The following is a 17,867-nucleotide window of genomic DNA, read 5'->3' as shown; positions in this document are numbered from 1 at the left end:
GATGAAACTTCGTTATCTCCTGTGGGCCGGGGTGGCGCTGGCGGTGGTCGCCCTGGTCTGGAGTCTGCGACCCCAGCCGACAACGGTCGACGTCGCCCGCGTCGAACGCGGGCCCCTTCAGGTGTTCTTGGCGGAAGAGGGCGAAACCCGGGTGCGTCACCGCTACGAGGTCACGGCGCCGGTGGATGGTCGTCTGCGCCGGGTCTTGCTGGAAGCCGGCGATTCGGTGGTGGCCGAGGAGACGGTGGTGGCGACTCTCGAACCGGCGGCGCCGACACCGCTCGACGCCCGGGCTCGCGCCGAAGCCCGCGCCGAGCTGCGGGCCGCCCAGGCGGAGCTCGAGGAACAGCAGGCTCAGCGCGAGCGGGTCGCCTCGGAGCTCGCCTTCGCGCGCGACGAGCGGGAGCGCTACGCACGCCTGGTCGCCGATCAGGTGGTCTCCCAAGAACGCTACGAAGAGGTCGAGCTGGAGGCCCAGAGGGTAACCCTCTCGGCGCGCGCCGCCGAGCACGCCGTCGCCAGCGCCCGCTCCCGAGTCGCCGCCGCGCGCGCCCGTCTCGGCTTCGATCGCCGCTCGGCCGATGAGGGGATTGTCGAGATTCGCTCGCCGATCACCGGTGTGGTCCTCCGCCGCCATCGCGAAAGCGCCGCCACCGTCCGCGCCGGCGAGCCTCTGCTCGATCTCGGCGATGCCTCCGACCTCGAGCTGGTGGCGGACTTCCTGTCCAGTGAAGCGGTGCGGATTCGGCCCGGTCAGGAGGTGGTGATCGAAGACTGGGGCGGCGATCAGCCCCTCGTCGGGCGGGTGCAGCGGGTCGAGCCCTCGGCCTTCCTCAAGATCTCCGCCCTCGGGGTCGAAGAGCAGCGCGTCAACGTGGTCGTCGACCTGTCCGGCTCCACCGAGGACCGCCGCGGCCTCGCCGACGGCTTTCGGGTGCAGGTGAAGGTCGTGGTCTGGGAGCAGGACAACGTTCTGACGGTCCCCACCGGTGCCCTGGTGCGGCGCGGTGAGGAGTGGAGTGTCTTCGTCGTCGCGGACGGCGAAAGCCAGCGCCGAATCGCCACCCTCGGCCAGCGAACCGCCGACCGCGCCGAGGTTCTCACCGGCCTGGAGGAGGGTGAGGAGGTCATTCTCTACCCGGGGGCGACGATCAACGACGGCGTCGCCGTCGCGCCTCAGAGCTCCTGATCCGAACCTTCCGAGCGCCGCGCGCTGGGCTCAAGGTTCGGGTCCCGACCGCAGCAGCTCGCGGGCCGCTTCGACGGCGCTGTGGGAGCCGGTGAGGCCGAGCAGATCGCCGGGTGCGACGGTCCAGTCCCCACCGGGCAGGCTGTGGACCTCTTCCGCGCGGCGCACCGCCAAGACGGTGGCCCCGGTGTGACCACGCAGGTTGATCTCGGCGAGGGTGCGATCGATGCCGTAGCTGCCGGCTTGCATCTCGTGGGCCGTCAGATCTCCGAGCCCGACCAGGAGCTGGGAAATCTCCGGCGCTCCCCGGGGGCGGCCGGAGGAGCTCCTCCCGAGCAGGCCGGCGGCGAAGGCTTGGGCTCCCGCCCGCACGTGCTGGTCGAGATTGCCCGAGGTCCGCCAGCAGGCGATCCCTAGGCCGGTGGCGGTGACCGCCAGCACGACCAGCCCCCATCCCACCGGCAGGAACGGCTGCGTCGCCATCACATAGAGCAGGGCGACGAGGGACACCACCGCCACTCCCAGCAGGACGGTCATCGCTTGGCGCGGCGCGTTGGCGAGATCGGGACCCTCGCTCTTCGCCGGCAAAGCCACGGCGGCGAGCTCTTGGCCGAGGGAACGGCCCGAGCGCAGAACTCCCGCCATGAAGGGCAGAGACAGCACCACCACCGTCGCGATCACCACCACGGTGCCCCACCTGGGTGCCGTGCCGACGGCCTCGGCGACGGTGGCTCCCAGCGGCCGATGGGCCAGGCTGCCCACCACCGTCAAGGCGATCAGGACCACCGTATCGAGGGCCAGGGCGGCCACCAGGCGACGTGGCCGCGAACGGTGGACGCCCCGCTTGATGCCGGCCGGGAGAGCCTCCAGCCAGGAACCATAGAGGGTCAAGAGGGTGCGGATTCGAGGTGGCAGGACACCGTCGATGGCGCAAGCAATGCGATCCGCGAAGCGCAGCGAGATGGGGGTCGTGAAGGTGGTCATCAGGGCGGCGAGGACGATCGTCGAGTACAGCGCTGGCCGCACCACCCCGGAGGCGACGCCGAGGGTCGCGATGATGAAGGAGAACTCGCCGATCTGACCGAGAGCGGCTCCGGACCGCACCGAGACGGCCAACCCCCGGCCTGCCAGGACGCCACCCAAGGTCACGCTCACCAGCTGGCCGATGACGATCGCCGCCACCACCAGCAGCCCGAGGGGCAGGTCGGCGATCAGTGAGCGCGGATCGACGGCCATGCCGATGGCGACGAAGAAGACCGCCGCAAAGAGATCGCGCAACGGCCGCACCAGCTCTTCGATGCGCTCCCGCTGGCCGGCCTCGGCGACCAGCGCACCGGCGATGAAGGCACCGAGGGCCACCGAGTAGCCCATGCGCTCGGCGAGCAGCGCCAGGCCGAAGGCGATGCCGGTGACGGTGACCACCATCATCTCGGCACTCCCCAGCTTGGCGAGGCGCCGAATCAAGGCCGGAATGAGCAACAGCCCCACCACCACCAGGGCCACCAAGAAAAGCGCCAGCTCCCCCGCCGTCGATGCCAGAGCCGCGGTCTCGAGCCCGCTGCCGGAGACCACGGCGGTGAGCGCCGCAATCAGCAGGATGGCGACGATGTCCTGGGTCACCAGAATACCTAGGGCGAGCTCCGAAGAGGCACGCGGCACCTTCACCTCGTCGAGGGCACGCACCACCACCATCGTGCTGGAGATCGCCAGGCAGGATGCCAAGAAGATCGATTCGAGATCCGACCAACCGAAGGCGCGGGCGATCAAGGTGCCGAGCCAGGCGAGGGTCGCCATCTGAATAACCGCCGGTAGGCCCGCCGCCGGCAGCACCCGGGCGAGGCGCCGAAAGCTGAACTCCAGGCCCACCGAGAACATCACCAGCACGACTCCGAACTCGGCGAGGGCCTCGACCTGACCTTCTTCCGAAACCCAATGCAGAGGCAGGTGGGGACCGACCACCACACCGGCGAGGAGGTAGCCGAGGACCACCGGCTGGCGTAGGAAGCGAAAGACAACGCTGATACCCGCAGCCATCACCAGGACGATGGCGAGATCGGCGAGGAATGTCGAGCCGTGCTCCATGGAGTTGCGACTCTAACCTGTTCGGGGTCCGGATCCGGCGTTCCGTTGAATTCCGGCCGGCTTCAGGGTGAGAGACCGAATTCCCGCAAGCGCGATCGCCGCGTCCAGCGATCGAGACGCCACGCCTTCGGTGGCCGGTTCTTGACGTTTCCACCGTGAACCACCTGCAGCAAATAGGGCCCCCGTAGGGTATGGACGCCCGACTGGCTGGCCAAGAACCGATGGTCGATGGCATAAGGGTTCGAGCCGCCCCGAAAGGCCGCCAGGGGCGCGGCCTCACGGCGCCGATAGCGCTGCAGGCGACCGCTTCTCGGGTGGTAGCGCAGAGAACGATGGGTGATGCAGATGCGCGCCGACGCCGGCGCTTCGTCAACGGCCGCGAACCACTCCGGATGGACGGCGTCGTCGGAGTCGAGGCGGGTGATCACCTGGCTTCGCCGACCGCGCCATCCAGCGTGCCAGTCGTCCTGCACCTCGACCCGCGCCCAGGGTAGATCGGCCACCGCCTCCGCCACCGCCGCCGCCGCCTGCTCGCCGCACAGCAGAATCACCGGCACGCCGAGGGGCGCGACACTGGGTACGAAGTAGCGCCGAAAGAGCTCGTGGCGGCCGGCGAGCCAGTGCGGATCCCGGTACAGGGAAGCGGTCCCGGGGCGGTCCCTCGGCACCGCGAAGCGGGTCACCACCAAATGGGAGCTCTGCGCGGTCACGATGCCAGGCGCTCCATCGGGATCACGCGGCTGATCGCAGAAGGATCGTCGTGCTGAATATGCGAGAGGGTGGAGGCGACGGTCGGAATCGAACCGACGAATGAGGGTTTTGCAGTCTCTCTCCCTTCGTATGGCTGAGTTGCACCAACTACCGTAGACCCTTGCTTCACAGGACTTTCCCTTGTATACATTGCGATGCAGTTGGACTCAGAGTGACTCCTCCTGCTTCCGCCATGCTTCCGCGGAGGTTCCGGAGGGCGCTCTAGGAAGAGAGGAATATGAGGCTCACCAAGCGAGCGATTGACCAACTAAAACCTCCGGAGAAGGAAGAGATCCACTTCGACGAGAGCCTCAGCGGGTTTGGCCTGCGCTGTAGGCCGAGCGGCAGCAAGGCGTTCTTGATCCAGTACAGAGATGCGAGCGGTAGGACTCGCAAATACACCTTGGGCCGGTACGGCCATTTGACTCCGACTCAGGCGCGCCAACTGGCCCGGGACCATCTCGCCAGGATCGCTCAAGGGGCCAATCCCGCCGAGGAGCGCAAGCAAGGCCGCGAAGGGCTCACCGTCTCGGAGCTTGCCGAAGTCTATATGGAGCGCCACGCCCGGCCTAAGAAGAAGCCGAGTTCGATTCAGTCCGATGAGCGGCTCTTGCGATTGGTCATCATTCCGTCTCTCGGCCGGCTCAAAGTGGCTGCTGTTACGCGGGGCGATGTCGCGAAGATGCACGACAAGCACCGAGGAACACCAACTCAAGCGAACCGCGCCGCTTCCTTGGCCGGAAAAATGTTTGCCCTTGCTGAGAGGTGGGGCTATCGGGCTGATGGCTCGAACCCGGCCCGGAACATCGACCGGTACAAGGAGGAGCCGCGAAAGCGCTACCTCACGGGCGAAGAAACCTCACGACTAGCCGAAGCCCTCAAAGAGGCGGAAGGCTCCAACTCTGAGCACCCAAGCGCCATCCTGTGCATTCGCCTCCTGCTTCTGACAGGGGCTCGGCGGGGAGAAATTCTCGGCCTTCGCTGGGATGAGGTAGACCTTCCCGGAAATCGGCTTCGACTTCAGGACAGCAAGACAGGGGCGAAGGATATTCAGCTTAACGCACCCACCTTGGAGCTTCTGACAAACGCCGCACGAGTCGATGGGAATCCCTTTGTTTGCTGGGGTAACACTCCGGAGGGTCCCTTCATCGGGATCGACAAGAGCTGGCGGCGAATCCGCTCGGCCGCGGAGCTAGAGGACGTGAGGCTTCACGACCTGCGCCACAGCTACGCGGCAGCCGCCGTCGGGGCGGGCATGTCGCTTCCTGTAATTGGCGGTCTACTCGGGCACAAGACGCCCGCGACTACCAAACGGTACGCCCACTTAGAGAGCGATGTCCTACAGCGCGCGGCGAGCCAAATCGGCGCGGAGGTCGCGGCGAGAATGCGGGGCACAGAGGCCGAAATAGTCCCCTTTGAGAAAGAGGCCAGTCGGAAGCGTTCTCATGGCTGAGAAGCCCGCAGGCCGGGTCCTCTTCGATGACAGGACCCAACTTCGCTGGTTCCTCTACTACCTGCACGAAGCCAGCCCACGGGCCCTGGAGAGCCTTAGAGAGGCAAAGAGCGGCTACTTCCTCGAGGCTCCATTTCCAAAGCCTCCCCACTTGCGCGGAGAGGATGAGTACGGAGACGAGCTCCCTCGGGGTCGGCTTGACGAAGGTTGGTTTGCCCAGTGGACAAAGCGCTCGCATCTCCCCGATACCGCCCAAATGAAGCAGGAGGCTGAAGAACATCTCAGCTACTCGGCCGACGACGACTACTGGATATTCGACCCTCGGGCGTCGGGACAGTTTTTCTCCCCAAAAGAATTGAACGAAAAACGCAGCTACCTAACTGGGGCTGATACCCGCTTCCAGCCTCCACCTATCCGACGGACCTTTGAGGTCGAATTGCCAAATCCACTGTTGGCGTCACTTGATCGCAAGACCTTTGAGCAGTGGAAGGACGAGCAGAGGACGGCTCTCGCGCAAGCCTTTGAAGAGGCATTCGAGACTTCTAGCCCCGCGATTCTCTCTCAGCATCCCAAAGAGGATCCCAGGGAAGAGCCCTGGAGACTCTGGTTTATCGGTCACTGGGATGGTCAACAGTCCGGACACAGGCGATCGGTCGAACAACAGGCCCGGAATCTCTGCTGGTTGGCGATGAAGCAGGCCGGAGCACCCTATGAAGCAACACCCCAGTGGACCGTTGAGAATTTACAGAAAGGACCTTATCGAGTCCCCCAAGGCGCGGTCCGAGACTACGCCGCTAGGTCCACATACAAGGATGCCGTAGAAGCCGCAGCGGAGTCCGTAGGACTACCGCTCGATCGAATCCGATCGAACACGAGAGGCGTTAGCCGAATCAAGTAGCAGCGATGCCCAACGAATGAGGTCTGAGAAGGGCGCCGACCTGGCTCGCCCCCCCCCTCTAGAACGATTCACTTCGACTTCCCCCCCCAAGAGACTCTCACAAATCCCTGATAGCAAAGACTTTCGGTCGATTCGTTGTGTATCCCGAGTCGTGATTCTCAGGTTACCTCCTCCCATCTATCCGGCGTCGTCGCGACACTGGATATACCTGGTTGGAGCATGACCACATTCGAACGACTTGGAGAAACCCTCATGGCTCATTCAGTGTCGAACGACATGAAGCCCTTTCTACGAACCCCGGAGGCATCCGACTTTCTAGGCTTGAAGAGAAGCACACTCGAACGATGGAGAGTTGACGGTGGAGGTCCGCCGTATCGCCGCCATGGACGTGCGATTCTCTACGCGAGGGAAGATCTCCAAGCCTGGAGCGACGCACGGACAGCACACTCGACTAGCGAGGTTCGGACTTCCGGGAGCGGTAATGAGTAGGTGCAAACATGCCCCGCCGACCCGCGTATGGAGCGCGGGACGGCCCGGCGGAACGTACTCTGCAGGAAAACCGGCAGTCTTCTCCGGCACCAATCATCCTACCTCACCCAGGAGCCGTAGTTCAGAGCCAGTACCCACCTGTTGGTTTGCCTACCTCTCGGAGTCTGGCGAACAGCACATGCGCCGAGTGGTCTACATCCCTGGATGGGATGGCGAGCCCGAGGGCTCCCGCTGGCAAGTGCTCAGCCCGACCGGAGGGGGCTGGAAGCTGACGGATGGGCAGGCTCTACCTTCCACCGTCTACGGCTCTGAGAGGCTCGTCCGTGCTCGCAGGGAGGGCACTCCCGTCACGATAGCTTCGAGCGAGCGTGAGGTAGACCAGATCTCGGCTCGTGGCGGGGTTGCGGTGTATCCCCCGGATGGGAAGTGGCAGGACTCCCACCATCGGCAACTCGAAGGCGTCAACCTTCTGGGGGAGGTTCCCGCAGTGCGGATTGAGCCTCGTGATTCGGTTGGCCGGGGTCGGACCAGTGGATAGGACCGACAAGCCAAGGTGCGACTTCAGCACACTCGCTGACGCGCTACCCCCAAGCCTTAGCGCCTTTGAGGCCGAGCGCGAGAGGCCACATTTGCCCGAACCGATCGAGCCTCCAGCGAGGATTCTCGAAGGCGATTCAGGAGCCAATACGATTCCTGTCGAGGTCACCAATGAAGAGGTTTCCGGCCGGTCAGCCAGAGAAGGCCGCAGCGGGTTGAAGCTCTACACGGCCAACGAATTCGATCTCTTTGACTTTCCTCCTCGGCGCTTTCTGCTTGAGCCCTTGATTCTGCAGAAGAGTCTCTCCATGGTCTATGCGCCTCGCGGTTGCGGAAAGACGCTCTTTTCGATCGGCCTGGGCTGGGCGATAGCTACCGGTGGCCGATTCCTACGATGGACCGCAGAGGAACCCAACCCTGTTCTCTACGTTGACGGCGAAATGCCAGCCGAGGACATGCAAGAACGCCTCCGAAATCTCGGGAAAAGCCAAGGCGTCAAAAACGATCGCGAAGGCATGTTCCAGATCGCTTCCTGGGATGCGCAGGGTCCCGAAGGCTCACCCCCGGACCTCTCGACCGAGCGAGGACGGACAGAAATCGAACGCCAACTAAGGCCCGGTTCGCTCGTAGTCCTCGACAACGTGAGTTGCCTACTCCCGACGGTCAGGGACAATGAGGCCGATAGCTGGTCACCCACCCAAGCGTGGCTTCTCAGGCTCCGCCGGCAAGGATTCTCCGTGCTTCTCGTTCACCACTCCGGGAAGAGTGGTGCCCAACGGGGGACCTCGCGAAGGGAGGACGTTTTGGATCTGTCGATCTCGTTGGCCCGGCCCGCCGACTACAGCCCAGAGGAGGGAGCACGTTTCACTCTCAAGTTCCCGAAGGCACGTCACATCTTCGGAGAGGATGTTGCCGAGATCGAGGCTCGCTACTCGACCAAGCCGGCCGGCGAGGCCGGGAAGCTAGAAGGATGGACGTGGAAGCCCCTTCAGGACTCGATCGCCGAGCAGGCGCAGCAACTAGCGGCCGAGGGCCTTCCACAGCGTGAGATCGCTGAGCAGCTAGGAGTATCCCAGTCCACGGTGTGTCGAGCCTTGAAGAGGATCAAGTGCCTCACCTGAGGGTTCATGATGCGGTGATTCGTTCCCTAGGGCCTGCATCACCGCATCGCTTCTCATGGGCGACCCAATCTGTCTAGGCGTCGATCAAGGCGCCTATGGGCAAGTCGCGAAAGCTTGCGTATCCTGGATCGGAAGCGCTGTCATTCCCTGGGGATTGGGGTAACGGCGAACAGCACCCCGCAGAGTGTCTTCGACGACCACTTCGAACTCGACATTTGTCGTAGCCGCGAAAAACACCCAGTATCGATTGAATGGCTCGACACAGGCATCGAGGACTTTAACCAGCATTTCCGAATTGTCCTGACTGAAGAACCAAAAGAGGCCCGAGCTGTCGGTAAAAGGAACTGCCGTCGCCGGCTTGGAGAGTGCGCCTCGTTGCCGGAAATCGACCGTCACTCGGAAGCGCCTGTTCCGAAGGCAGAGAGTCTGGGCATTGGGCACGCACTCACTGCCGCCTGTCGTGTTTCCTAGATAGGTAGTGGTGGTCATTTGGTAGAGGCCGGTGCCGCTAGATCTGTCCACGAGGAAATGCCAGGTTCCTGCGCTGAAATTTGGAACACCGCACGCTTCGAACTGCCCCTGTTGCTCGGACGAACAATCGAAGTCGGTTCGGGATGGTGGCGACCCCCTCTTGACGTAGAGATCGTAGTCACCCAAGAAGGGGCCTTCACCATTCAACGTGGTCCACAGTAGTTGCCCGCCCGAAGGAACGGCGAGGGTGTAGCGATCCTCAGCGTTAGCCGGCGACAAGACGCCCGCAGCCGCAGCTATGGGAGCCTGCGAAGAGCCAGCAGCAGGAAAACTGCTGCAAGTGGTCGTGTTGAGATCGGCGCCGGCGACCGACTGAATCCATGCGCGGTCCACGAAAACATCTGTGTCCAAAACAGAACTAGGTGCCAGGCAACTCTCTGAGTTCACGCCAGAGGTAACTCCAGCCACCCTTGGGCCACCTCCGAAGTCAACAAATAGAGGCCCGCCTGAATCCCCCTGGCATATACTGGAGTCGAAGCCAGCAGGTCCCACTGGCGCGAGAAAATCCCAGCACAAATTCGATGGTGAGAGCCCAGGAGGGCAAGTGCTCGTGACAACGGCTCCGGCTCGTTTGATGCCCGTATAGGGATCGTTCCCACCGACTCGCCCAAAGCCTGAAATCAGCCCGGCACTACCTAGCGCTGGGCGTGCCGTGGTGTTGATCGGCGTGGGAGTAACCCCCGCTACCGGAAACGGCAGGCGGAGAATCGCAAGGTCTTTTCCGACGCCAAACTGGTACTGGGGATGAACCGACACACTTTCAACCGGGTAGATACCAGAATGCTGAAAAAAGACGTCTACATCGGCGGGGTTGACGGCGCAGGGCGTATCTCCAGGGCAAAGGCAGTGTGCGGCAGTGAGCACCGTCTGGCAGCCGATAAGAGTTCCCGAGCAGAAGGCAGCGGGCTCCCCAGTCTGCTGAGCCGGCCCTATCAGCGCCGCCACCGATGAGAGTCCCGAGGTCAGAACTCCGTTGACGATCGGTGCGGCGATAGGTTGAAGAGCTTTGCTGTCCGAAACGGGTTCATCGGCCGAGACCCCGACGCTCGCGACCAGGACGACCAAAGCAGGCCAAGCTCTGAGGCACGGAATCTTCATAGAGCCTCCCATCGACTAATAGCATTAATTGAGTAAGGACTCTAATTATACAGGGAGCCAAAACCTCGAGTGGGAGATGTTCACGGAGGGACGCACGCGCGTAGGGCGATGGTCAATGTACTAAGTACCTGGACTATCTAGAGCCGAAGATGTGTGGCATGAGAGACCTTGCGACCTGGCAGAGAATCAGAGAGTTGCGGCGGGCTTCACTCGGGGCCCTCGGCGTAAGGGCCTCATCGAGAACCGCCTCGAACACCTCTCCCTGCATCTCCCCGATCGCATCCCAATAGAGATCGGCAAAAGTCTCGTCATAGGAGTGGCAACGAGGGTCGAGCTTGCGCATGACGTGCCGAAGGCTGATGCCCACCGCTTCAGCAGCTCGTCTCATGCTGCCGGGGACTCCGCCGCGAGTCTCTAGCTCGGCAATGAATTTGCCTTGCATGGACTCATCAAAGCGCCGGGGCCTGCCCCCTCCCAGGGGGCCGCCGGCCACGGCCCGGCCTTGGGCCGCGTAACAGGCGAACTTCGCCGCGTGGAAGCGTTCCGCGAATTCCGGGTCGGCCTTTCGCCACCTCAGAATATCCGCCCTAAAGGTGTTCTCTTTCGGAATGCGGCTAACCCTCTCGCCTGCCAGGTCGCGCTGCGCCTGACGGATGATCGATGCCACCGAGACTCCGTTCTTGAGTCTTCGGACGACATGCTCTGGACTCCAATAAGCGGGCCGGGGCAGGGCTGCCCCATGCTCTTGCGACATAGATCAAGGATAGCCGAATCAGGATCCCAAGAGTTCGCCGCCCGCTTCCAGACCAGATTCAAGGCGGTCGGCGAGCTGCCCAAAGATTGGGGCCATGTCTCGGGCCAGATCTGATAGCGGAACCTCCGAGCGCTCCAGCTCATCTTCCTCGGCTCGGCGGCCTAGGAGGTCGGCAAACCCGTGTAAGTGACGCACGTCAGCGACCAAAGCGCGCAGAGATCGCACCATGAAGGGCTCAGCCTTGGGCGAATATGTGCGAAAGCCTTCCCGGTAAAGGGTGACTACCAATGCCGCTAGGCGGCGAAGGGTCCTGCGGGTGCCTTCGTCGTCAAACTCAACGAGGTAGATTTCCCGAAAGCCATCGTCTTCGGACCAGGCCAGCGGCGGGCGGGCGGGAGAGCTGCCAGAAGGGCGGCAAGACATCGGCAGAGGGTGGGGGCGCGGGGTAGACTCTCTTTGGTCGCTCATGGGGGCTCGTTCTCCATGGGTGGCTAGGCTCCGGTGAGTGTGACCGCACTTGCCGGGGCCGCTTCGTTTATGGAGCCTCCACAGTGGGGCTCACGACCCAACCCTAGTCACGATTGACAATCGTGTCAAACAGGACCGTATAGTCATTAGATGGCAACGAAGAAGAAAAAGGCCCTCTCAGGGCCTCGGGGTGGGAAAACCACCGTGACGAAGAGCGGAAAGCTTCGAACGGTGATCTTCCTAGAGCCTGAAGAAAAGCGAGCGCTCAAGGTCGCGGCGGCCGAGCGGGACTGTTCCGCCTCGGATTTGGCCCAAGAGGCCATCCGACGCTTTCTCGGCTTGGACTGAGGGCCAGGCTTGGCCTTGTGGCCTCCACGGGCCGCGTACGCACACGAGGGCACCCCGGCGTCGCCTTAATGCCCTATCAGGGGGCCGGGGATTGGGCATACCCCCCGCCACTCCGCCACTTCTGCCTTGGCCTTGCCGCCTTCGTTCGCGCCTAGCTGGCCGCGCCGAAGACACACCTAGCCATATCCAGCACTCCTCACCCATCGGCCGTTGTCGCTGCTGATAAGCCGCCGTGCAGGCGATCCGCCCTGCCCATGCTCCAATCCAGTCTTCACCCGATCCAGGTCCGATTCAGTTTCTCTGGACGGTGGGAGGGCTAGAGCTTCGGATCATTTGAGACGAGGTCCGAAATCCCGCCGCTTCGCGAGGCCGGCAACGGAGGGCTGAAATAGCGCCTTCTGCTTCCGTCTTGCTTCCGCAGCTCAGGGACTCACAAGCAGCAGCGCAGCAGAAGAGCCGCAAACATCTTTATTTGGAGAATTTAATTGGAGGCGACGGTCGGAATCGAACCGACGAATGAGGGTTTTGCAGACCCTTGCCTTACCACTTGGCTACGTCGCCTTGAGGTCGCCCGCCGACCGCGACCCGCGAGGTCCTTGCTCGACTCCCGAGCCGAAACCGGCCGAGAGCACGAAGGCCGCTCACCGGAGCGGCCTTCCATCAGGAACGCCCCTCGCGGGGCAGAATCGGCATTGTCTGGAGCGGGAAACGGGATTCGAACCCGCGACCCCAACCTTGGCAAGGTTGTGCTCTACCACTGAGCTATTCCCGCCCGAGGAAGCAAAGGATAGCTAGCCCCTTCCGCCCTGTCAAGCACCTTTCAAGGGCTCCTCACCACCCCCTGTCCGGAGCCTCGAAAGCGTTCTCCAGCAAGGTCATTCGCCATCTTCCACCATCGCGATCGAGGGCCAGGAGATCGAAGCGACAGGGGCCCGTCCAGGACCTTCGGCGACACCACCAAGCCGCCGCTCGGGCGATCCGGCGGCACTTCTCGGGGCCGAGGGCATCGACGCCGCCACCGAAGCTGCGAGTACGGCGCGCCTTGACCTCGATGAAGCAAACCGTGCCCTCTTGCAGGGCCACTACATCGAGCTCGCCCCCGGGAACATGGACGTTGCGCTCCAGAATGCGATAGCCCCGTCCCTGCAGCCAACGCACCGCCGCGTCCTCCCCGAGGCGCCCGCGCTCGCGGGTGCTCAGGCGTCGATGGGTCGACCCTCTCGCTCGACGAAAGAAGCACATTCCGCTGAGGAGAACGAGATCAACGCCGCCCGGCCTTGCCATCGCTGGCACGAATCCCGGTCAAAGTTGTCGTTTTCCGGACTTGAGAGGGGCTTCGAAGGGGCTTAGCGTTGGAACCTCAACGGACCCTTGAGGAGGCTCACCATGCCGATTTCAGTTCGCTCCCTTCTTCTCTTCCTCGGACTCGTCGCCGGTCTTTTCATCGTCCCTCGTCCTGCCGTCGCGGAGGCGCCCGAGGAGCCGCCGGTGCAGCTCCTGCCGGAGTCCTGCGAGTCCGCTCTGGCCCTCAGCGCCGCTCCCGAGCATCTGCGCCGGGCGGCCACCGTCTATGTCCTGCGACGGGCCGGCTATGAGCGCCTGAAGGAGGGCGAGAACAACTTCACCTGCATCGTCAACCGCGATCATCCGAGGGTCATCAAGCCGACCTGCTTCGATCGCGAGGGCGCTCGCACCATCATCCCCAAGATTCTCTTCTTCGGTGAGCAGCTGATGGCCGGCAAGACTCCGGCGGCCATTTCCGAGGCCGTCGATCAGGGATTCGCCGAAGGCCGCTTCATTTCTCCCGAGCGTCCTGGCGTGGCCTACATGCTGTCGCGCTATAACCGTCCCTACGACGCCGCCAATGACAAGCTGCGCTGGTTTCCGCCGCACGTCATGTTCTACGCCCCGAACTTGACCAACGAGGACATCGGCTTCGACATGGAAGCGTGGCATGCCAACCAGCAGCTCCCGGGGATCGGCTACCAGGGGCCCCATGGCTACATGATCACCCTGGCGGACGATGGCCAGGAGCGCCAGCGGTCGGACCTGCCCACTTGCCCCGACTGGGTTCACGCCGAGTAATCTCCGCCACCGGAGCCACCTGCGCCAGCGGCTCCGGTGACCTCATACCCGTCCAAAAAGAATCTCGAAGCTCACCACCCGGCGGCCTCGGGGGCCCCTTACCTTCCACTCCTCGGTTCCCCGACCCTCGGCGAGGGATGAAAGCCGCCTTCTCCGGCAGGGTCGATCAGTTCCTCTGCGCTGTTCTTTGATATCGAGCGTCCTCTATGTAAAACTTTCAGCACAGAGCAACGAAGCAAGCAAGCTACCGGTCTCGGGTCCGGTCCCGGCGTGGGACGGAAGTCGGCTCCCGGTCTTCCCCCGAGATCGGTGCCCCGCGATGAGCGAACCGACGACGGACATCTCCCAGCTACTGCGCGCCTGCCATGGCCAGCGTCCGGAGGCCCTGGCACGGCTGATGCCGGTCGTTCTCGATGAGCTGCGCTCGATCGCCGGGCGCCTGCTGGCGCGGGAGCCTCGCGGCCACTCCCTACGTCCGACCGCCCTGGTGAGCGAGCTCTATCTGCGCTGGGTCCACCAGCAAGGCCTGCGGTGGGACAATCGGCGCCAGTTCTTCGCCATGGCCGGGGCCCAGATTCGCCGCATCCTGATCGATCACGCGCGTTGGAAAGGGGCCAGCAAGCGCACTCCAATCACCCGGCCGGCGCGGACCCCCTCGCCCTTTCAGGCCGATTGCGACGCGGCCACTCTGCTCGATCTGGACCGTGCCCTCGACCGGCTCGAGTGCCTCGACCCGGAGCTGCGACAGCTCGTCGATCTGAGGTTTTTCCTCGGCCTTTCGGCCGCCGAGGCGGCCGTCGTGCTCGGAGTGACGGAACGCACCGTCATGCGGCGTTGGGCCTGGACCCGAGCCTGGCTCTACCGCGAGCTCGAGGCTCCCACCCTCGAACCGTGACCACCACCTGGCGACGGGCCCGGCGGATCTTCGAGGCTTCCCTCGATCACCCGAGCGGCGACCGCGACCTCTTCATCGCCCATCAGACCGCCGGTCTGCCGCACCTCGGTGCCGAGGTCCAGGATCTCCTGGCTGCCCACCGACAGGCCACTGGCTGGCTCGAATCGCCGCCGCTGGCGGTCGCGGTGGAGGCCTTCGAGCCCCTCGAGTGCGGCACCCGGCTGGGCGCCTACCGCATCATCGCCGAGATCGGTCGCGGCGGCATGGGGGTGGTCTACCGCGCCGAAAGGGCCGACCAGACCTTTCGCAAGGAGGTTGCCCTGAAGGTGGTGTTGCCGGGCGCCATTCGGCCTGAGATGGTCGACCGACTGTGCGAAGAACGCCAGATCCTCGCCCTCCTGGAGCACCCCAACATCGCCCGTTTGCTCGATGGCGGCAGCACCCCCGATGGCCTGCCGTTTCTGGTGATGGAGCATGTGCAGGGAGAGCCCATTCACCGCTACTGCGAGCATCGGCAAGCCTCCGTCGAGGAGCGCCTGGCGCTCTTCCGGCAGGTCTGTTCGGCAGTGCACTTCGCCCATCAGAGCCTGGTGATCCACCGCGATCTCAAGCCCAGCAACATCCTGGTCACGGCCGACGGAGTGGTCAAGCTGCTCGACTTCGGTCTCGCCCGGTGGACTCACCGCCAGCCTCTCCGCGGCCAGGAATCGCTGCGCCAGGCGGCGCTGCCCAGCGGCCTGCGGGCGATGACTCCGGAGTATGCCAGCCCGGAGCAGGTCGGCGGCGACCCCTTGACCACCGCGACGGATGTCTACTCCCTGGGCGTCGTGCTTTACGAGCTGCTGACCGGCCAGCGCCCTTGCCACCCACCGCAGGCGACCCCTCCCGAGCTCGAGCGAGCCATCCTCGAGGACGATCCAATCCCCGCCAGCCGCTTGTTGGCTCGCTCCGGCGAGGCACGAAGCCGGCGCCAAGCTCGCCTGCTTGCCCGCCGCTGTCGCCGCCTGGCCGGAGATCTCGACAGCATTCTCGACCACACCCTCGCCAAGGCACCGCGTCACCGCTACTCCACCGTTCAGCTCCTGTCGGACGACCTCCGCCGTCATCTCGCCGGTGAGCCGGTTTCGGTACGTTCCTCGTCGACTCGCTACCGGCTGGGCAAGTTCCTCGGGCGTCACCGCGCCCTGGTGTCGCTGGCGGCCGTCACCTCGCTGCTGCTGGTGCTGCTCTTGGTGCTGCTCTTCCAGCAGCAGGGCCGGCTGTTGCGCGAGCGCGATCAGGCCGCGATGGAGCGCGAGCGCGCGGAGGCCGTCGAACGCTTCACGGTGGATCTCTTCTCACGCTACGACCTCGAGTCCTCGGGATCCGAGCTGGCTCGTCTGCGCGAGGAGATGCTCGACGCCGCCTCCCGACGGGTCGATGCGGAGCTCATCGACCAACCGCGGGTGCGCGCCTCGATGATGACCCACCTCGGCGCCGAGTACCGCCGCCTGGCGCTCTACGACAAGGCCCTGCGCCGGCTGCGGGCTGCCTATGCCCTGCGCTCCGCCCTGGCAGGTCCGGAGTCGGACACGCTCGCCGAGAGCCAGCTCGAGCTCGGCATCTACTGGACCGAACAGAATCGCTACGACACCGCTCGTCTCTACCTCTCCCGTTCCCTCGCCGGGCGCCGGGGGAACCCCGGTCCGGAGCTCGCAGACAGTCTCCAAGCCCTCGCCACCTTGACTCTCCGGGAAGGTCAGCGCGATGCCGCCGAGGAGATGCTGAAGAGCTCCCTGGCGATGCGGCGCCAGTGGCTCGGCGAGCGCCATCCAAAAGTCGCCGAGAGCCTCCGCGCCCTCGCCGAGTGGACCTGGGACGAGGGCGATCTGGACACCACCGAAGCGCTCTGGCGGCAGGCTCTCTCGATCTTCCGGGAGTCTCTGGGAGCACATCATCCGGCGGTTGCCGACGGCCTCGAGGATCTGGCCGTTCTATCCTCCATGAGGGGACAGTTCGAGGTTGCCGAGGACTACCATCTGCAAGCCCTCGAGCTCCACCGTGACGTCTATCCTGGGGATACCCCGGGCCTGGCCCGCATCCTCTATGGCCTCGGCCACCTGAACGAGCGTCGGGGCGACCATCGCCAAGCCGAAGAACGCTATCGCGCCGCCTTGGCGATGAATCGGCGGCTCCACGGCGACGACCATCTGCACGTCGCCGGTAGCCTCAATGGCGTGGCTCGGGCGCTGCAAGCCCAAGGCCGCCTGCAGGCCGCCGAGGACCTGATTCGCCAGGCCTTGGCGATGAACCGGCGGCTGGTCGGACCAGATCACGGCCATGTCGCCGTCACCCAGCTCTTCCTCGGCACACTTCTGATCGATCGAAACTCCCCTGCTGCCGCCGAGGACGCCCTTCGACAGGCCATCGACGTCGGCAGGCGAGCCCTCGGCGAGGAGCATCGCATCGTCGCCAAGGCGCGCTACCGGCTGGCGTCGATTCTGCTCGGAACCCCACGCCACGGCGAAGGCCGCTCCCAGGCCCGCTTGGCGGTCCGCGCACTCGAAGGGTCGGTGCCCCCCGCTCACCCCGATCTCGCCGAAGCCCGGCACTGGATGGCGCGCGCCAACGCCATCGAAGCATGCCCCTGAAGCCCTGACGAAACGCCACCCCGCCAACGGACCGCGCCGAAGGTGGGCTCGCCGCGTCATGGTTGTGCCGCGCCTTGCGCTCTGTTGAGTACAGGGCGGTCATGGTTCGCGAGCGTCGTCGGTCCGCTGGACGCGGGCAGTGCGCCCTGGGAGGAGCTCACGCAACCTCGACCGACGGGAAGGAGAAGCACCATGAAGCGGCATCTGATCTTCGTCCTCGCCCTGCTCATCACCTGTGCCTTCACGGTCGTCGTGTCCGCCGCCCCGGCGGACAAGGCCGACACCGACCCAGCCACCGAAACCTTCATCCAGGAGCTCCAGCAGGAGGTCGACGGAGCCAGCGACCGCGCCGTCGAGAAGTCGAAGGGAGACCAGCAGAGCTTCGTCTGCGTCTGCAGCGTGTCGTGCTGGCCGGAGCCCCACATCTGGTGCAGCTTCAACTGGTGCGTCGGCGGCGGCGGCTGCTGTTCCGAGTGCTACTGGGCGAACTGTCTCGACAACTGTGGCTAACCCGCTCTTTCGCTGAGTTCAGCGACCGG

At 64.4% G+C, this 17,867-nt stretch carries 14 protein-coding genes and 2 tRNA genes; 9 read left to right on the top strand and 7 right to left on the bottom strand.

What is annotated here, in order from left to right; all coding sequences use genetic code 11:
- The first annotated feature begins 1 nt into the window (after window position 1).
- Window positions 2–1,189, top strand: a complete 1,188-nt coding sequence (locus tag AAF604_00700; GenBank protein ID MEM7048140.1) for an efflux RND transporter periplasmic adaptor subunit — start codon at window positions 2–4, stop codon at window positions 1,187–1,189.
- A gap of 30 nt (window positions 1,190–1,219) precedes the next feature.
- Here AAF604_00700 and AAF604_00695 read toward each other — a convergent pair whose 3' ends face one another.
- Together AAF604_00695 and AAF604_00690 are read right to left on the bottom strand one after the other, a co-directional pair.
- Complete coding sequence (locus tag AAF604_00695; protein MEM7048139.1) at window positions 1,220–3,271, bottom strand: cation:proton antiporter; 2,052 nt, start codon at window positions 3,269–3,271, stop codon at window positions 1,220–1,222.
- A 62-nt stretch (window positions 3,272–3,333) separates the two neighbouring features.
- Window positions 3,334–3,981, bottom strand: coding sequence for a hypothetical protein (locus tag AAF604_00690; protein MEM7048138.1), 648 nt, complete (start codon window positions 3,979–3,981; stop codon window positions 3,334–3,336).
- Between the two features lie 278 nt (window positions 3,982–4,259).
- Here AAF604_00690 and AAF604_00685 point away from each other — a divergent pair, with 278 nt between their 5' ends.
- From AAF604_00685 to AAF604_00670, 4 genes are all read left to right on the top strand, one after another.
- Window positions 4,260–5,474, top strand: a complete 1,215-nt coding sequence (locus AAF604_00685; GenBank protein MEM7048137.1) for a tyrosine-type recombinase/integrase — start codon at window positions 4,260–4,262, stop codon at window positions 5,472–5,474.
- Complete coding sequence (locus tag AAF604_00680) at window positions 5,467–6,372, top strand: hypothetical protein (protein MEM7048136.1); 906 nt, start codon at window positions 5,467–5,469, stop codon at window positions 6,370–6,372. Before AAF604_00685 ends, AAF604_00680 begins: the two co-directional genes overlap by 8 nt.
- A gap of 219 nt (window positions 6,373–6,591) precedes the next feature.
- Window positions 6,592–6,861 carry a helix-turn-helix domain-containing protein gene (locus AAF604_00675; GenBank protein MEM7048135.1) on the top strand — a complete coding sequence of 90 codons (270 nt, stop codon included), beginning with the start codon at window positions 6,592–6,594 and terminating at the stop codon, window positions 6,859–6,861.
- A gap of 629 nt (window positions 6,862–7,490) precedes the next feature.
- Window positions 7,491–8,519: an AAA family ATPase gene (locus AAF604_00670; protein ID MEM7048134.1), complete on the top strand. Its 1,029-nt coding sequence runs from the start codon at window positions 7,491–7,493 to the stop codon at window positions 8,517–8,519.
- Between the two features lie 93 nt (window positions 8,520–8,612).
- On the opposite strand, the gene AAF604_00665 is transcribed toward AAF604_00670, so the two are convergent.
- From AAF604_00665 to AAF604_00645, 5 genes are all read right to left on the bottom strand, one after another.
- Window positions 8,613–9,383, bottom strand: a complete 771-nt coding sequence (locus AAF604_00665; protein MEM7048133.1) for a PPC domain-containing protein — start codon at window positions 9,381–9,383, stop codon at window positions 8,613–8,615.
- An 898-nt stretch (window positions 9,384–10,281) separates the two neighbouring features.
- Window positions 10,282–10,815 (bottom strand): hypothetical protein, encoded by a 534-nt coding sequence (locus AAF604_00660; GenBank protein MEM7048132.1) that lies wholly within the window; start codon window positions 10,813–10,815, stop codon window positions 10,282–10,284.
- 1,389 nt (window positions 10,816–12,204) lie between these two features.
- Window positions 12,205–12,279: transfer RNA gene (locus AAF604_00655), tRNA-Cys, on the bottom strand.
- Window positions 12,280–12,415: 136 nt separating this feature from the next.
- Window positions 12,416–12,490: transfer RNA gene (locus tag AAF604_00650), tRNA-Gly, on the bottom strand.
- Window positions 12,491–12,549: 59 nt separating this feature from the next.
- Entirely contained in the window at window positions 12,550–12,960 is a 411-nt protein-coding gene (locus AAF604_00645; GenBank protein ID MEM7048131.1) for a YraN family protein, read from the bottom strand.
- A 144-nt stretch (window positions 12,961–13,104) separates the two neighbouring features.
- Between AAF604_00645 and AAF604_00640 the strand changes: the two genes are divergently transcribed.
- The 4 genes from AAF604_00640 to AAF604_00625 all read left to right on the top strand — a co-directional run bounded on the left by AAF604_00640 (window position 13,105) and on the right by AAF604_00625 (window position 17,838).
- Entirely contained in the window at window positions 13,105–13,803 is a 699-nt protein-coding gene (locus AAF604_00640) for a hypothetical protein (GenBank protein ID MEM7048130.1), read from the top strand.
- Between the two features lie 319 nt (window positions 13,804–14,122).
- Window positions 14,123–14,698 carry an ECF-type sigma factor gene (locus AAF604_00635; GenBank protein MEM7048129.1) on the top strand — a complete coding sequence of 192 codons (576 nt, stop codon included), beginning with the start codon at window positions 14,123–14,125 and terminating at the stop codon, window positions 14,696–14,698.
- Window positions 14,695–17,328: a serine/threonine-protein kinase gene (locus AAF604_00630; protein ID MEM7048128.1), complete on the top strand. Its 2,634-nt coding sequence runs from the start codon at window positions 14,695–14,697 to the stop codon at window positions 17,326–17,328. The genes AAF604_00635 and AAF604_00630 overlap by 4 nt, the downstream gene beginning before the upstream one ends.
- Window positions 17,329–17,520: 192 nt before the next feature.
- Window positions 17,521–17,838: a hypothetical protein gene (locus tag AAF604_00625; GenBank protein MEM7048127.1), complete on the top strand. Its 318-nt coding sequence runs from the start codon at window positions 17,521–17,523 to the stop codon at window positions 17,836–17,838.
- Window positions 17,839–17,867 lie beyond the last annotated feature (29 nt).

The sequence above is a fragment of the Acidobacteriota bacterium genome (assembly GCA_039028635.1).
GTDB lineage: Bacteria > Acidobacteriota > Thermoanaerobaculia > Multivoradales > JBCCEF01 > JBCCEF01.
This window is presented reverse-complemented; position numbering and strand designations above follow the sequence as displayed.

Bases quoted from the DNA above. Each gene is read 5' to 3' on its own strand.
- AAF604_00700 (MEM7048140.1), top strand. From the start codon at position 2: ATGAAACTTCGTTATCTCCTGTGGGCCGGGGTGGCGCTGGCGGTGGTC.
- AAF604_00695 (MEM7048139.1), bottom strand. From the start codon at position 3,271: ATGGAGCACGGCTCGACATTCCTCGCCGATCTCGCCATCGTCCTGGTG.
- AAF604_00685 (MEM7048137.1), top strand. From the start codon at position 4,260: ATGAGGCTCACCAAGCGAGCGATTGACCAACTAAAACCTCCGGAGAAG.
- AAF604_00680 (MEM7048136.1), top strand. From the start codon at position 5,467: ATGGCTGAGAAGCCCGCAGGCCGGGTCCTCTTCGATGACAGGACCCAA.
- AAF604_00675 (MEM7048135.1), top strand. From the start codon at position 6,592: ATGACCACATTCGAACGACTTGGAGAAACCCTCATGGCTCATTCAGTG.
- AAF604_00645 (MEM7048131.1), bottom strand. From the start codon at position 12,960: ATGTGCTTCTTTCGTCGAGCGAGAGGGTCGACCCATCGACGCCTGAGC.
- AAF604_00640 (MEM7048130.1), top strand. From the start codon at position 13,105: ATGCCGATTTCAGTTCGCTCCCTTCTTCTCTTCCTCGGACTCGTCGCC.
- AAF604_00635 (MEM7048129.1), top strand. From the start codon at position 14,123: ATGAGCGAACCGACGACGGACATCTCCCAGCTACTGCGCGCCTGCCAT.
- AAF604_00625 (MEM7048127.1), top strand. From the start codon at position 17,521: ATGAAGCGGCATCTGATCTTCGTCCTCGCCCTGCTCATCACCTGTGCC.